The organism is Neisseria sp. HMSC074B07 (assembly GCF_001810355.1).
Lineage (GTDB): Bacteria > Pseudomonadota > Gammaproteobacteria > Burkholderiales > Neisseriaceae > Neisseria.
The window spans coordinates 43320-57425 of the sequence record NZ_KV800969.1 but is presented as its reverse complement, the minus strand read 5'-3'; the positions used below and the strand labels follow the sequence as shown (position 1 = coordinate 57425).

The following is a 14106-nucleotide window of genomic DNA, read 5'->3' as shown; positions in this document are numbered from 1 at the left end:
ACGCCGTAATGGTTTAAAGTTAATCCACTATATCATCCAACTTTGCCTGCCCGATACAGATTTGAGCAACCCGACATTCGTTTGATAGCATAGGAACACTCGGCAACTGACTTTCAGGAGTACAAAAATGTCATTTACCACAATCATTTATGCCCATCCCTACGATCAAAGCTTCAATCACGGTATTTTGCGGCGCGTGCAGCAACTATTGGACGAAAAAGGCGAAAAATACCGACTGATCGACTTATACGCAGACGGCTTCAATCCCGCCTACACAAAAGAAGAGCTTGCCCTGTTCAACCAAGGCAAAGCCCTTGACCCGCTGGTTTTACATTATCAGGAACTCTTAAAAACCACCAACCGCCTGATTTTTATCTTTCCGATCTGGTGGGCGGATATGCCCGCCATCGTCAAAGGATTTGAAGACAAAGTTTTCCTGAAAACATTCGCCTACGTCCCGACCGCCACAGGCTTGAAAGGCAACCTATCCCACATCAAAGAAGCACTGGTCATCAGCACGTCCACCGCCCCCACATGGTATCTGAAATGGTTTGGCGGCAACGGCATCGGCAAAGCGATGGTGGGGCACACACTCAAAGGCATCGGTATCGCTAAACGCCGTTGGCTCAACTTCGGCAATATGGACAAATCCACCACCGAACAGCGGCAGGCGTTTTTGGCAGATTTGAGCCGAAGCGTGTAATCTTCAGGCGATCTCTTACTTCACCGCCGAATTTCCGCCGTCCACAAACAACGCCGTACCCGTTACAAAACTGCCCATCGGGCTAATAAGGAACAAAATCGCGGCGGCAATTTCTTCGGGTCGGGCGATGCGTTTGACCGCATGCAACCCTTCCGCCCATGCTCGCTGCTGCGGGTCGGTAGTCATCATTTCCGTATCCGTACCGCCGGGAAGCAGGGCATTGGCTCGGATACCTTGGGCTGCATAGTCGGCGGTAATGCCTTTTGCCAGAGCGGCAAGTGCGGCTTTGGCGCAGCCGTAGGCGGTTTTGTTAGGCAGGGCACAACTGGTGCCGACAAAGCTGGACGTGAACACAATCGCGCCACCACCGCGTGCGAGCATAAGGGGAATTTGGCTGCGCGCGCCGAGAAAGGCAGCGGTTAGGTTACCGTCCAGCGTTACCCGCCACTCTTCGGGCGAAAGTTCCGCCAAGGGTTTGTATGCACCGATAATGCCTGCATTGTTGACGGCAATATCTAGACCACCGAACTCTCGTTCTGCCGTGCGAACGACGGCTTCATGCGTTTCAGGCAGCACCGCGTCGCCTGCAACAGCAACAACCTGTCCGCCGCGCGAGCGAATCAGGGCTGCAGTTTCCTCCAGTTTATCGGCACGGCGGGCACATAAGACAACGTTTGCGCCGTGCTCCGCCAACAGCAGTGCAACCGCGCGACCGATACCCGACGACGCGCCGATAACGGCGGCGGTTTTATTGTTCAAATTCAATAAGCTTGACATAACGTTCCTTACATATGCGGTTAAAGACGATGCAAGTTTAAGGAAGCCGCGATATAAAGACGACCCGATTATTGATGAATTTCAGACAGACAAACAATCTTTCCATCAACAATCGGGTCGTTTCTTGTCGGCTTTCAGGCTATCCTATCCCATACAACGACAGGATAATTTATGAACTTAAATCAAACCCGCCAATTCCTCCGCATTGCCCGCGCCATCGAATACCTTTACGACCATGCCGCCGAGCAGCCCGATTTGGCGCAGGTGGCGGCGGCAGTGCACATCAGTCCCGAACATTTGCAGCGCGAATTTTCCGCATGGGCGGGCATCAGTCCGAAAAAAATGCTGCAACACATCAGTATCAGCCGTGCCAAAGAAGCCCTGAAAAACAGCGAAAGCGTGGCAGAAGCGGCGCATTGCGGCGGACTGAGCGGCACGGGGCGGCTGCACGACTTATTTGTCGGCATCGAAAAAATGACTCCGGGTGAATACAAAAACGGCGGAGCAGGCCTGCAAATCAATTACAGCCTGATTCCCGGCCCCTTCGGCGACCTGTTGGCAGCAGCAACAGACAAAGGCATCTGCTTCATGCGTTTTTCAGACGACCCTTCCGCCGCCCTGGACGAATTGCGCGCCGAGTATCCGAACGCCCGCCTGGTTGAACGGGAAACCGAGAGCCACCGCCAAGCCGCAAAAGCATTCGGCAGCCCGTCCGACCGTTGCGGCGGCAGCGTTACCCTGCACATCAAAGGCACGCCGTTCCAACTCAAAGTCTGGCAGGCGCTGCTTGCCATCCCGGCTGGCCGCCTGCAAAGCTACGGCGCAGTCGCACAAGCCGCCGGTTCGCCCAAAGCCGCACGCGCCGTCGGCACCGCCATCGGCAAAAACCCCGTCGCCGTACTCATCCCCTGCCACCGCGTCATCAGAGAAAGCGGCATCATCGGCGGCTACCGCTGGCAGCGCGGACGTAAAATGGCGATATTGGCGCACGAATTGGGAGACACTGATGACGCTTGACCTCTTCCCAGAAACCACCAACCCGCACGCCAACTTCCTGCCATACGACGGCATTGTCAGCAATTTCGGACGGATTTTCACCGTCGCCGAAGCCGACCGTTATTTTGAAATTTTGCAGCGTGATATTCCCTGGCGGCACGACGAAGCCGTGATATTCGGCAAGCACATCATCACTGCCCGCGAAGTTGCGTGGTACGGCGACACGTCCTACAACTACGGTTATTCCGGCGCAAACCGCATCGCCCTGCCGTGGGATGGCGTCTTGCCCGAACTCAAAAACCGCGTGGAAGCCGCCATCACCGACATCTGCCCCACCCGCTTCAACTCCTGCCTGCTCAACCGCTACAACAACGGCAACGAAGGCATGGCGTGGCACAGCGATGAAGGACAAGGTCTAGCCAAAGACAGTGCCATCGCCTCCCTCAGCCTCGGCGCAACGCGCAAATTTGCCTTCAAACACAAGGAAAGCAAGGAAAAACGCGAAATGTGGCTGGAACACGGACAGCTCATTTTGATGCATGGCGAAACGCAGAAACACTGGCTGCACACCATCCTGAAAAGCACCCGCATCCAAGAGCCGCGGATTAATCTGACGTTTCGGGTGATGAAAGGATAAAAAGGGGCTGCTTTTTTCCATTTCAGACAGCCCCCGAAAGTCGTCTGAAAAACTGCTTGAAAATGTAAAACAGAAAAGCCGTAGGTCGTCTGAAACGTTTTTCAGACGACCTACCGCACCCACATCATTCGCGTACACTCGCAATAGGGAGCCATCCATGTCCCAACAAACCCCGACATCCCCCGCCCCGCGCGACTGGCTGCTGCTTATCGGCGGCAGCACCTACAAATTCACGCTGACCGGTTTTTATCTGGTCGCGCTGGTCGCTATTTTGAAAAACCACGGTTACAGCCTGAACCAACTGAGCTGGATACATTTAATCGGCGGTATCGAAGCGGCGAAGGTGTTGTTTGCCGCGCTGATGGAGCGGCGGCCGGCGGGGCGGTTCGGTCGGTTTCGCGGCTGGCTGCTGGCGGCGACGCTGGGGCTTTCGGCAGTGTTCGGGCTGATGGCCTGCACCGACATCACGCAGAACTTCGCGCTGCTTCTGGCCTGCTGCGTTTTGCTCTCGGCAATGTCGGCGGTGTACGGCTGCGCGATGCTGGGTTTGTCGTGCATCGTTCTGCCGCACCGCGAACGCGGTTTCGGAGGCGTGATTCAGACGATGGCGGCGCGCGGCGGCAAGATGATCGGCGGCGCGCTGGTGTTGTGGCTGTATCAGGAATACGGCCAGACGGCGGCGGCAGGCTTTATGCTGGCGTTCACCCTGCTGATGCTACTGCAACTCTTGTGCTACCGCGAGCCGGACAGCCCGACGGCGCAAGGCGGTTTGACGGCGTTGGCGGCGCGGCTGGTCTCCTTTTGGCAGCAGCCTGAAACGGGCTGGCGGTGGCTGGTTTTGCTGTTTGCCGTTTCCGCGCCATATGCGTTTGCGGCGGCGACTTTTGTGCCCAAGCTGGCGGATCTGGGCTTCACCCCGAAGGAGACGGGCGGGATTCTGGCGGTGGGTATTCCTGTTGCCTGCCTGATTGTGACGCCACTGTCGGGCTGGTTTTCGCGCAATTATCCGCGCCGCAAACTCGTGTTCCTGCTCTACGCGCTGCAACTGCCGCTTTTAGCGTCCATGACCGCCATCGACGCGCTCGCCCACGTCCACCCTTGGCTGCCGCCCGCGCAAATCATCGCCCTGAGCCTGAGCTACACGCTGCTGCTGCCGGTGATACTGGCGTTGGTGATGGACAAATCCGACCGCGCCACCGCCGCACTCGACAGCAGCCTGCAATTTTCCGTGGTTCTGCTCGGCAGTTACGCAGCCGGTTTCGCCGCCCTACGGCTGGCAAAGGCAGTCGGCTATGCCGATGCGTATTGGGCAGCGGTGGGCCTGGCCGTATTGGCGGGCGGGCTGCTGTATGCGTGCCGAGGCTTGTTTGATTCAGACGAGCCGTCATGAAAACCCCGTACCTTCGTATTTGAAGTGCAACGGTTTCCCGAATAAAAACAGAACACATCATCTGCATCCCTTCTGAACGATACCCCCCTTTCAGACGACGTTTCCTTTTAAATCGACATAGAACTTTTCAGCGGTTGCATTGCCTATTATGTTTTACCGTTCAAAATGACAGATCATTTCAAAAGGAACATATTAATGTCAGAAACTGTTACCCACGATCTCTCCCGCTACGGTGCCAAAGCCGCATACACGACTTATGAAGCCGACCAAGGCACACTCTCAGCAGGTGCAACAGTCAAAAAAGCCGCTTCCATACACTCCACTGCCCACGAAGCCAGCAAACAGTCTTACGTTGACCTGCCGGCCAATGCCGCCGTTTCGTTTACAGCAAAAGCGGATGCGGATGCCGCCACCCTCCGCTATACCGTTCCCGACGGGGCAACCGGCAAAGTTGAAATCCAAGTAAACGGCAAACCCGTAGCCAACCTCGATTTATCATCAAAACACAACTGGCAGTATTTGGAAAATTATGAACACCACAAAGGCGAAGACATCAAAATCCACGATACGCCTGCTGCCGACCGTGTCGCCCGCTTCCAGTTCGACGAAGTGGGTACGCTGTTGAAAAATACATCCATCCAAAGCGGCGACACCGTCACCATCGTCAACCAATCAGGCAACACCCCGGTCGGTATCGACTTCGTTGAATTGGAAAAAGCCCCTGCCGCAATCAAACAGCCCGCAAACAGCGTCAGCATTACCGATTTCGGCGCAAAAGCAAACGACGGAATCGATGATTCGAAAGCCCTGACGGAGGCAATCGAATCGGCAAAAACCTCCGGAAAATCCGTTTACATTCCCGAAGGGCAGTTTGATTTCGACCACCAGCTCCACATCTATGCCCCTAAAGGAATCAGCATCGGCGGCGCCGGCAGGTGGCATACCAAACTGCATTTCACGAGCGAGGAACCGCCCGTTTTTGAAAACGGTACAGTGAAAAAAGGCGGCGGCATCGTGTTTGAACATGGCAGCAACAATATTGATTTCGGCAATCTGTCGATGGATTCAAATTTGACATCCCGTTTCCACCAACAAGCCAACTACAAAGGCATTTCCGGCACTTTGGGCAAAGGCTCGTCCATCCACGACATCGCCATTGAGCATTTTGAAGTAGGCATCTGGACCGGCGATTACGCCAAAGTGGACAATGAACACCCACTGCACTACACAGACGGACTGACCGTCTCCAACGCCCTCATCAGGAACAATCTCGCAGACGGCATTAATTTTGCGCAGGGAACCAGCCATTCGACCGTCATCAATTCCAACATCCGAGGCAACGGCGACGACGGTCTGGCGACATGGTCGAGCATTGCAGACCAAACAGAATCCAAAGTAGCCGAAAACAACCGTTTCCTGAACAACACCGTCGAACTCGGCTGGCGCGCGGCAGGTATCGGAATCTTCGGCGGCGCCGGACATGAAGTAGCCGGCAACCTGATTCGCGACAACACCGCATGGTCGGGCATACGCCTCAACACCGTTTTCCAAGGACACAATTTTGACCTGAACAAAAAAGGTATTTCGGTTCGGGACAATCTGTTAATCGGCAATGGCACACGAACCGACACATACGGACGCGAAAAAGGCTCTATCGACTTCGAAGAAGAGCATGGCGCAATCAAAAACGTCAAAGTCGAAAACAACATCATTGCCAACAACCTGTCCGACACAGCCATTACTCAGACATCGCCGATTTCAAACGGCAAAGGCATCGCCCTATCCGGCAACAACATCATCGGAAATGCGATGGTTTCTGATCCATCCGCTGTTGATCAACCGGAAAAAGTTACCTCCATTACCCGTCAGGAACTCAGCAATATTCCCGATCAAAATTACTATTACGCCAACGAAGCCGCCGGCTTCAAATCCGTCAGCGTGACCTATATTACAGGCACGGCAGGCAACGACAGCATCAAAGGCACAGACGGCATAGACCATATTGACGGCAAAAGCGGCGATGACAGCATTTATGCCGGCGGCGGCAACGATACCGTATTCGTCAGCGGTGGAACCAACTTCATCAGTGGCGGCGATGGCGACGATATCGTCCGAGGCGACGACGGCAGAGATACCGTCAATGGAGATTCGGGAAACGATGTGATTTTCGGCAACGGCGGAGACGACCATCTCAATGGCGGGGCGGGCAATGATACGTTGTTCGGCGGCGAAAACAACGATGTCTTTTATGGCGAGTCGGGCAAAGACGTACTGTATGGCGGCTCCGGCGACGACTTACTGTTTGGCGGTTTAGACGACGATATCCTGTATGGCGGCGCAGGGAATGATACCTATGTCTTCTGCTTCGGAGAGGGACACGACACCATTTCCGACAATCACGGCAACAACGCCCTCCAATTCGGACAAGGCATCGCCGTCAAAGATTTGCATATCAATGCAAGCACCAACGCAAGCGGGGCAATCGATTGGGAAATCACCATTGCCAACTCAGGCGGCAAAATCACCATCGACAACCAATATCTCAAAGGCAGCAACACTGCTTCTGTCGGAGAATTCCGATTGGACGAAGGGACATTTACCGTAGAAACCCTGCTGGACAAACTGTCGGCAAGCGGTCAAACCGGCAGGTTTGAAACGGTCAACAGCGGGGTCGGCAGCTTTAGCTACACCGCCGATACGGAAAACGTACAGCACTACGATGCCGTAACGCAACCGACAATTTTATAGCGGCCTGATGGAAATTTAGGAGGCGTGTGGTTTGATCCTGAATTCCACACCCTCGCAGGATATCAGGCTGATGTAACTGTATGCCGAAGTCAGGCTGAAATGTTCACGCTGTCCGCACAAACAAGAGGTCGTCTGAACCGGTTTTCAGACGACCTCTCTCAATTTTTGGCACAAAATATCTTTTTTTACACATTTTAATTTAAATCATTTCTCAAATCATAGCCATTTAAAAAATTCACGCCAAAAGCTTATCGTTCTACGCACCATCCATGCGTTATTTTCCGCCGCGTCCGCCATCCAGTATTATCCCCGACTACGCTTTGTTACAATTCAGCCAATTTTATTTCTCAACATATCCCGCTATGAGTCATTCATCCTCTTGGTCTTCCAAAATCGGTTTCGTCCTTGCCGCGGCAGGCTCTGCCATCGGTTTGGGTGCGATTTGGAAATTCCCTTATACCGCCGGTACGAACGGCGGGGCAATTTTTGTCCTTCTGTTTGTCATCTTCACGATTATCGTGGCGTTGCCGGTACAGCTTGCCGAGTTTTATATCGGGCGCACAGGCGGTAAAAACGCCATCGATTCGTTCAAAACCCTGCGTCCCGGCTCGCTTTGGCCTTGGGTCGGCAGGATCGGTGTGGCTGCGTGCTTCATTTTATTGTCGTTTTACAGCGTAGTCGGCGGCTGGGTTTTGAATTATGTCGTACACAGCTTCACCGGCGAAATTGCCCCGAACGTTGATTTTGGCGCCCTATTCGAAAAAACAATTTCCAATCCGACAAGTTCGATTCTTTATCAAGGGCTGTTCATGCTGATTACCATTTGGGTAGTCAAAGGCGGAATCTCTGACGGCATTGAAAAAGCAAACCGCTATCTGATGCCTGCTTTGTTTATTTTGTTTATCGTTTTGGCAATCCGCTCGCTGACCTTGCCCGGCGCGATGGAAGGCGTCAGTTTTTTATTGAAACCGGATTGGTCGAAAATCAAATCGGAAACGATGCTGACCGCGCTGGGTCAGGCTTTCTTTGCGTTGAGTATCGGTGTATCGGCAATGATCACCTACGCATCGTATTTGGGTAAAGATCAGGATATGTTCCGCTCGGGCAATATCATTATGTGGATGAACCTGTTGGTATCGCTGCTGGCAGGCCTGGTCATCTTTCCGGCGGTATTCGCATTGGGCGCCACGCCCAGCCAAGGTCCCGGTCTGATTTTCGTGGTCTTGCCTGCCGTATTCATGAAAATTCCGTCCGGCAACTATCTGTTTGCCGTGTTCATGATGTTGGTTGTCTTTGCCACGCTGACTTCAGCGTTTTCCATGCTGGAAACCGTCATTGCGGCAACCATCCGCCAAGATGAACGCAAACGCAGCCGGCACACTTGGGCCATCGGCATTGCCATCTTTATTGTCGGCATCCCTTCTGCCCTATCCTTCGGCGTATGGAGCGATGTGCTTATTTTCAATAAATCTATTTTTGATTTATGGGACTACATTATTACTGCCATCATTATGCCGCTATGCGCATTAAGCATCTCTATCTTTACCGGCTGGATTCAAGACAGGCAATCCGTTTTGACCCATGCCGGCATGGGCAGTACCGTACCGAAAACGCTTCTATATCTATGGCTGGGCGCGTTGCGCTACATCGCTCCGATTGCCATTATCGTGGTCTTCATCAATTCTCTTCAAATCATTTGATTTGCCACTATAGTGGCTTAACTAAATCAGGACAAGGCGATGAAACCGCAAGACAGTACAGACAGTACAGAAACCGATTCACTTGGTGCTTCAGCACCTTAGAGAATGTCTCTTTGAGCCAAGGCGAGGCAACGCCGTACTGGTTTAAAGTTAATCCACTATATTTTCGACAAATAAAAAAGGACGGAATGCAAACCCGTCCTTTTTATGTTTCATCACCTTATCCCTCATCCTCAAACAAAAACCCGCTTTGCGCCTCCACACCGACTTCTGGCGCTGCCATGGCATCGAGCTGGCGGTTGCGGATTTTGGTTTTCCTCATACCGAGAAGACGCATGACCTGATGCTTTTGATCATCGGTCATTTTTTGCCAATAAAGCCTTTCTTCACGGCTGCGCAGACAGCCTTTGCAATAGCCTTTGGCATTGGCTTCACAGACGCCGATACAGGGGCTGGGGATGGGAAAAAAATCAGGTTGTTCCATATTTTTAAAGCGTTTGAGACAAAAGACCGGACAAACCAAAATTGCAGACTGCTTTCGCTTCCGTCTGAACACGATCAGTGCATCCGGCAGGATTCCTACCAATATCCAAGTGAGTTGGTCATTTCAATAAGTTTATATCTGCCACCCTAGGCATAAAAACCCTAAGAGAAACCATAAATATATCGCAGAAGAAATCAGCATCTTCCCTATCCTCAGATTTTTCCAATACAACCCAAGTGAAAGCACCGCAAAAATCAAAGGAAGTCCAATACAAATATAATATTTCAGCCGACCTAATTCACTGAATACGTTTATAGCAGAGTAGAGACCGACAAATCCACCTAACCAAAAAATAATTATTGTCGGACCTAAGAGACCGGCCGTTATTAAATGAGGGAAGAGTAAGATTTTTATCCATTCTTTATGTTTAATGTTCATTTTATATCCTGATACTGCGATGGTATCGTGTCGCTTCAAATAGAGGGGGAGCCATGTTTTATAGTGGATTAAAATTGCAATGATACGGCGTTGCCAACGCCCTTATGTACTACCCGTACACGGCGGGCGTTGCCGCCTTGTCTCATTTTTATTTTAATCCACTATACTAAATAACTAAAATTCCTCTATATTTTGATTTTCAGACGACCTATGCCCTACCCCAACCGTCTGGATTTTATGACTCAAGCAGTTTACGCAAAAACTGATTGTTGTATTTGATATCGGCAATCATTCGGTCGTATTGGTGCATTCTACGGAGCGAGCGGGTAATCAGATAAACCGAGAAAACAATCAAGCTGATGTTCATCAGGCTGACCAACGCAAGCAAAGGCCAGACATCGACAACTTCATACCATTTCGATGTCGCAATCAGCGCGCTGAAAATAGACAACGGCAGCGCAAAAACAGCAATACCCGTGCGCATGACAGCAAGCGCCGTGCGTTTTTCAGCAAGGAGAAGCTGCACTTGATTGATGCTGAGGATATCGTTTTGCTGTTCGGTAATCATAGGGCGCATCTAGAACAAATTGACTTGAATCACGGCAAACCGGCAAATATGGTTTGATGTTACCCGAAAGTCTTGAAAATAAAAACAAAGGTCGTCTGAAAATTTTCAGACGACCTTTGTTATTCCTCTTTACACCGTTTGCGAATATTGGGCTTTGGTTTCCCTATGACGCAGGTGGTAGTCGAACACCATGGCGATGTTGCGTATCAGGAAGCGGCCTTTGGGGGTAACGGTCATCCCGTGCGGTTTCAGGCGGACGAGTCCGAGGGAGGCGAGTTGTTCCAAGTCGGCAAGTTCGTCTTTGAAATAGCGGTCGAACGGGATACCGAACACGCTTTCGTAGATTCGGTAATCCAAGGCGAAGCGGCACATCAAATCTTGGATGATATTGCGGCGCAAAAGGTCGTCCTGATTGAGCTGGTAGCCGCGCATGATGGGCAGGTGTCCGGCATCGAGGGCAGCATAGTAGGCATCGATGTCGCGTTCGTTTTGGGAGTAGGTGCTGCCGATCTTGCCGATGGAGGATACGCCGATGGCAACCAAATCGCAGTCCGCGTAGGTCGAGTAGCCTTGGAAGTTGCGCTGGAGGAAGCCTTCTTTGAGGGCGATGGAAAGTTCGTCATCGGGTTTGGCGAAATGGTCCATACCGATGAAGACGTAACCGCGTTCGGTCAGGGTTTGAACGCAGTATTGCAGCATATCGAGTTTTTCTTCGCTGCCGGGAACGGCTTCGGTATCGATGCGGCGTTGCGGCTTGAAGATATGCGGCAGGTGGGCGTAGTGATAAAGGGCAAGGCGGTCGGGATCGAGCGACAAGACAGTGTCGATGGTGGTTTTAATGCTTTCGGCGGTTTGGTGCGGCAGACCGTAAATCAAATCGACGCTGACGGATTTGAATCCGGCTTCGCGGGCGGCATCGATGACTTCTTTGGTTTCGTCGTAGCTTTGGATGCGGTTGACTGCTGCCTGCACTTTGGGGTCAAAGTCCTGAATACCGACGCTCATGCGGTTGAAGCCGAGCTTGCCGAGCATGAGGACGGTTTCGCGGCTGACTTTGCGCGGGTCGATTTCGATGGAGTATTCGCCGCCGGGGATAAGTTGGAAATGTTTGCGTATCATGCGGAATACGCGTTCGATTTGGTCGTCGCTCAGAAAGGTCGGCGTACCGCCGCCGAAGTGCAGTTGCGCGAGCTGATGCCGTCCGCCCAGATGCGGGGCGAGCAGCTCCATTTCTTTTTCAAGGTATTCGATGTAGGCATCGGCGCGGCTTTTGTCTTTGGTGATGATTTTATTGCAGCCGCAGTAGTAACAAATGGTGTTGCAGAAGGGGATGTGGATATAAAGCGAAAGGGGCTTGTTCAAAGCCCCCATACCGCGCTGATTCAAGGCATTGATATATTCGGCTTCGCGAAATCCGTCATGGAATCGGTCGGCTGTCGGGTAGGAAGTGTAGCGCGGACCGCTGGAAGGAAGGCTGGCGATGAGTTCGCGGTCGAACTCAGGCTTGTCATTGTTTCTATTGTGATTATTTTGTATCGGTATTACTTTCATGGCGTGTGCGTGATTAGAGTAATGATGTTAGGCAATTTTCGGATAGTTTGGTAGAATGCCACAGTATGATAAACCTGTCTTGATATGTGTCAATAACTTACGTAATCATGACAGGATAAAAACCTTAATTTTAAGGGTGTTTTATGACCACACACAATGCTATGCATCAGATGAAAACCCTGTGTTCTTCCTGTTCGCTGCGTGAACTCTGCCTGCCTGTCGGGCTTTTGCCCAATGAGTTTGCACAATTGGACGCGGTCATCCGACAGAGCCGCCGCTTGAAGAAGGGTGAATATCTGTTCCGCACCGGTGAGCCTTTCGCGTCGCTGTTTGCCATCCGTGCCGGTTTTTTCAAAACCACGGTTGCCAGCCAGGACGGTCGCGATCAGGTTACCGGCTTTTTTATGTCCGGCGAACTCATCGGCATGGACGGCATTTGCTCCCATGTCCACAGCTGCGACGCGGTGGCTTTGGAAGACAGCGAAGTGTGTGAGCTGCCCTTCACCCACATCGAAGAGCTGGGACACAACATCCCCAGCCTGAGAAGTCATTTTTTCAGATTGATGAGCCGCGAAATCGTGCGCGACCAAGGCGTGATGCTGCTTTTAGGCAATATGCGCGCCGAAGAACGTCTGGCGGCGTTTTTGCTTAACCTGTCCCAACGCCTTTACTCGCGCGGATTTGCCGCCAACGATTTCATTCTGCGGATGTCGCGCGAAGAAATCGGCAGCTATTTGGGGCTGAAACTCGAAACCGTCAGCCGCACGCTCTCCAAATTCCACCACGAAGGCTTAATTTCGGTCGAACACAAACACATCAAAATCCTCGACTCGCAAGCCCTCAAAAAAATGGTGTCCGGCTGTTCGCACGCCATCTGATGGATACCGAGACTATTTTCAAACAGAATCCAAGGTCGTCTGAAAAATTTTCAGACGACCTTCTTCATAAAAACCAATTATGAAACACAAGAAAAAACTCATTACCTTGACCGCTGCCTGCGCCCTGCTCACCTACTGGCTCTATCCCGACCAACATCCCGTTTACCCCGCAAGCGACCATTACGACCCGAAAACGCAAACCTTCTTCAACCCCGAACCGCAGCAGAAACCGACCGGCCTGACCGGCGCATTTTGGAAGATCCTGACCGACCCGCAGGCAACGCGCCCGCCCAAACCTCTGCCTACCGTCAAGCCCGATTGGCAAACCTTCCTCGCCGCACCCGAAGGGAAAAGCCGCTTCGTCTGGTTCGGACATTCCACCCTATTGATGCGGATCGGCGGGCAAACCGTCATTACCGATCCCGTTTTCGGCAATTCCGTCTCCCCCATCCCCATCACCATGAAACGCTTCCAGCCTGCGCCCGCAGAAATCGACGAACTGCCGCCTGTCGATGTCATCCTGATTTCACACAGCCACTATGATCACCTCGAAAAAGACAGCGTGCAGGCACTCAATTCAAAAGGTAGCAGCCACTTTGTCGTCTCACTCGGTATGGGCGTACTGCTGAAAAAATGGGGCGTGCCGCAAGAGCGCATTACCGAACTCGATTGGTGGCAAAGTACCGAACGCAACGGCATCCGCTACACCGCACTACCTGCCCGTCACGATTCATCCCGAACCCTGACCGACCACAACCAAGCCCTGTGGTCCAGCTTCGTCATCGAACACGGCGGCGAAAAATTCTATTTTCACGGCGACTCGGCACAAGGCAGCCATTTCGACAAAATCGCCGAAAAATTCAACGGGTTCGACATCGCATTCATCGAAAACGGGCAATACAGCGAACATTGGCCCAACAATCACCTCTTCCCCGAACAAACCGCCCGCTATGCCGCGCAGCTTGCCCCCAAACGCTTCATGCCCATCCACTGGGGCGCCTACGCCATGGCACTGCACGCTTGGAACGAACCCCTGCTTCAAAGCATCCCGCTGGCACGCAGCTTGGGTGTCAATCCGTTGACTCCGCTAATGGGACAAGTCTTTGATGCCAATACCGCCACGCAAGACTGGTTTGCCGAACCTTTACAATAAAGCTGCCTAAAGGTCGTCTGAAAACAAATACAGCAAGTTCCATCAAGTCATAAATATAGTGGATTAACTTTAAACCAGTACGG

The 14106-nt window shown here is 52.3% G+C and carries 13 protein-coding genes; 8 read left to right on the top strand and 5 right to left on the bottom strand.

Annotated features, from left to right (window positions below; all coding sequences use genetic code 11):
• The first annotated feature begins 127 nt into the window (after nucleotides 1–127).
• Nucleotides 128–703, top strand: coding sequence for an NAD(P)H-dependent oxidoreductase (locus tag HMPREF2726_RS09830; protein WP_070603218.1), 576 nt, complete (start codon nucleotides 128–130; stop codon nucleotides 701–703).
• Between the two features lie 15 nt (nucleotides 704–718).
• On the opposite strand, the gene HMPREF2726_RS09825 is transcribed toward HMPREF2726_RS09830, so the two are convergent.
• A complete protein-coding gene (locus HMPREF2726_RS09825; protein WP_070603217.1) occupies nucleotides 719–1480 on the bottom strand; it encodes an SDR family oxidoreductase in 762 nt (253 codons plus the stop codon).
• A gap of 171 nt (nucleotides 1481–1651) precedes the next feature.
• On the opposite strand from HMPREF2726_RS09825, the gene HMPREF2726_RS09820 reads away from it, so the two are divergent.
• From HMPREF2726_RS09820 to HMPREF2726_RS09800, 5 genes are all read left to right on the top strand, one after another.
• The gene (locus HMPREF2726_RS09820) at nucleotides 1652–2497 is read left to right on the top strand and encodes a bifunctional transcriptional activator/DNA repair enzyme AdaA (RefSeq protein ID WP_060975649.1); all 846 of its coding nucleotides are present in this window, start codon (nucleotides 1652–1654) and stop codon (nucleotides 2495–2497) included.
• Nucleotides 2487–3113, top strand: a complete 627-nt coding sequence (locus HMPREF2726_RS09815; RefSeq protein WP_070603215.1) for an alpha-ketoglutarate-dependent dioxygenase AlkB family protein — start codon at nucleotides 2487–2489, stop codon at nucleotides 3111–3113. The genes HMPREF2726_RS09820 and HMPREF2726_RS09815 overlap by 11 nt, the downstream gene beginning before the upstream one ends.
• Before the next feature lie 157 nt (nucleotides 3114–3270).
• Entirely contained in the window at nucleotides 3271–4503 is a 1233-nt protein-coding gene (locus HMPREF2726_RS09810; protein ID WP_070603213.1) for an MFS transporter, read from the top strand.
• Between the two features lie 195 nt (nucleotides 4504–4698).
• Nucleotides 4699–7251: a right-handed parallel beta-helix repeat-containing protein gene (locus tag HMPREF2726_RS09805; RefSeq protein ID WP_070603211.1), complete on the top strand. Its 2553-nt coding sequence runs from the start codon at nucleotides 4699–4701 to the stop codon at nucleotides 7249–7251.
• Between the two features lie 362 nt (nucleotides 7252–7613).
• Nucleotides 7614–8951 (top strand): sodium-dependent transporter, encoded by a 1338-nt coding sequence (locus HMPREF2726_RS09800; protein WP_036492995.1) that lies wholly within the window; start codon nucleotides 7614–7616, stop codon nucleotides 8949–8951.
• Nucleotides 8952–9171: 220 nt separating this feature from the next.
• Here HMPREF2726_RS09800 and HMPREF2726_RS09795 read toward each other — a convergent pair whose 3' ends face one another.
• The 4 genes from HMPREF2726_RS09795 to hemN all read right to left on the bottom strand — a co-directional run bounded on the left by HMPREF2726_RS09795 (nucleotide 9172) and on the right by hemN (nucleotide 11992).
• Nucleotides 9172–9435, bottom strand: coding sequence for a DUF1289 domain-containing protein (locus HMPREF2726_RS09795; RefSeq protein ID WP_009311140.1), 264 nt, complete (start codon nucleotides 9433–9435; stop codon nucleotides 9172–9174).
• Nucleotides 9436–9567: 132 nt separating this feature from the next.
• A complete protein-coding gene (locus HMPREF2726_RS09790) occupies nucleotides 9568–9873 on the bottom strand; it encodes a glycerol transporter (RefSeq protein ID WP_070603209.1) in 306 nt (101 codons plus the stop codon).
• Nucleotides 9874–10108: 235 nt separating this feature from the next.
• Nucleotides 10109–10441, bottom strand: a complete 333-nt coding sequence (locus HMPREF2726_RS09785) for a hypothetical protein (protein WP_070603207.1) — start codon at nucleotides 10439–10441, stop codon at nucleotides 10109–10111.
• A gap of 129 nt (nucleotides 10442–10570) precedes the next feature.
• Nucleotides 10571–11992: an oxygen-independent coproporphyrinogen III oxidase gene (hemN, locus tag HMPREF2726_RS09780; protein ID WP_009311138.1), complete on the bottom strand. Its 1422-nt coding sequence runs from the start codon at nucleotides 11990–11992 to the stop codon at nucleotides 10571–10573.
• Between the two features lie 143 nt (nucleotides 11993–12135).
• Between hemN and fnr the strand changes: the two genes are divergently transcribed.
• Nucleotides 12136–12870 (top strand): fumarate/nitrate reduction transcriptional regulator Fnr, encoded by a 735-nt coding sequence (gene fnr / locus HMPREF2726_RS09775; protein ID WP_009311137.1) that lies wholly within the window; start codon nucleotides 12136–12138, stop codon nucleotides 12868–12870.
• 79 nt (nucleotides 12871–12949) lie between these two features.
• Nucleotides 12950–14023, top strand: coding sequence for an MBL fold metallo-hydrolase (locus HMPREF2726_RS09770; protein ID WP_009311136.1), 1074 nt, complete (start codon nucleotides 12950–12952; stop codon nucleotides 14021–14023).
• The last annotated feature ends 83 nt before the right edge of the window (nucleotides 14024–14106 follow it).

Excerpts from the sequence above, each read along its gene's own strand:
- HMPREF2726_RS09830 (WP_070603218.1), top strand. The coding sequence starts at position 128 with ATGTCATTTACCACAATCATTTATGCCCATCCCTACGATCAAAGCTTC.
- HMPREF2726_RS09825 (WP_070603217.1), bottom strand. The coding sequence starts at position 1,480 with ATGTCAAGCTTATTGAATTTGAACAATAAAACCGCCGCCGTTATCGGC.
- HMPREF2726_RS09820 (WP_060975649.1), top strand. The coding sequence starts at position 1,652 with ATGAACTTAAATCAAACCCGCCAATTCCTCCGCATTGCCCGCGCCATC.
- HMPREF2726_RS09815 (WP_070603215.1), top strand. The coding sequence starts at position 2,487 with ATGACGCTTGACCTCTTCCCAGAAACCACCAACCCGCACGCCAACTTC.
- HMPREF2726_RS09810 (WP_070603213.1), top strand. The coding sequence starts at position 3,271 with ATGTCCCAACAAACCCCGACATCCCCCGCCCCGCGCGACTGGCTGCTG.
- HMPREF2726_RS09805 (WP_070603211.1), top strand. The coding sequence starts at position 4,699 with ATGTCAGAAACTGTTACCCACGATCTCTCCCGCTACGGTGCCAAAGCC.
- HMPREF2726_RS09800 (WP_036492995.1), top strand. The coding sequence starts at position 7,614 with ATGAGTCATTCATCCTCTTGGTCTTCCAAAATCGGTTTCGTCCTTGCC.
- HMPREF2726_RS09795 (WP_009311140.1), bottom strand. The coding sequence starts at position 9,435 with ATGGAACAACCTGATTTTTTTCCCATCCCCAGCCCCTGTATCGGCGTC.
- HMPREF2726_RS09790 (WP_070603209.1), bottom strand. The coding sequence starts at position 9,873 with ATGAACATTAAACATAAAGAATGGATAAAAATCTTACTCTTCCCTCAT.
- HMPREF2726_RS09785 (WP_070603207.1), bottom strand. The coding sequence starts at position 10,441 with ATGATTACCGAACAGCAAAACGATATCCTCAGCATCAATCAAGTGCAG.
- hemN (WP_009311138.1), bottom strand. The coding sequence starts at position 11,992 with ATGAAAGTAATACCGATACAAAATAATCACAATAGAAACAATGACAAG.
- fnr (WP_009311137.1), top strand. The coding sequence starts at position 12,136 with ATGACCACACACAATGCTATGCATCAGATGAAAACCCTGTGTTCTTCC.
- HMPREF2726_RS09770 (WP_009311136.1), top strand. The coding sequence starts at position 12,950 with ATGAAACACAAGAAAAAACTCATTACCTTGACCGCTGCCTGCGCCCTG.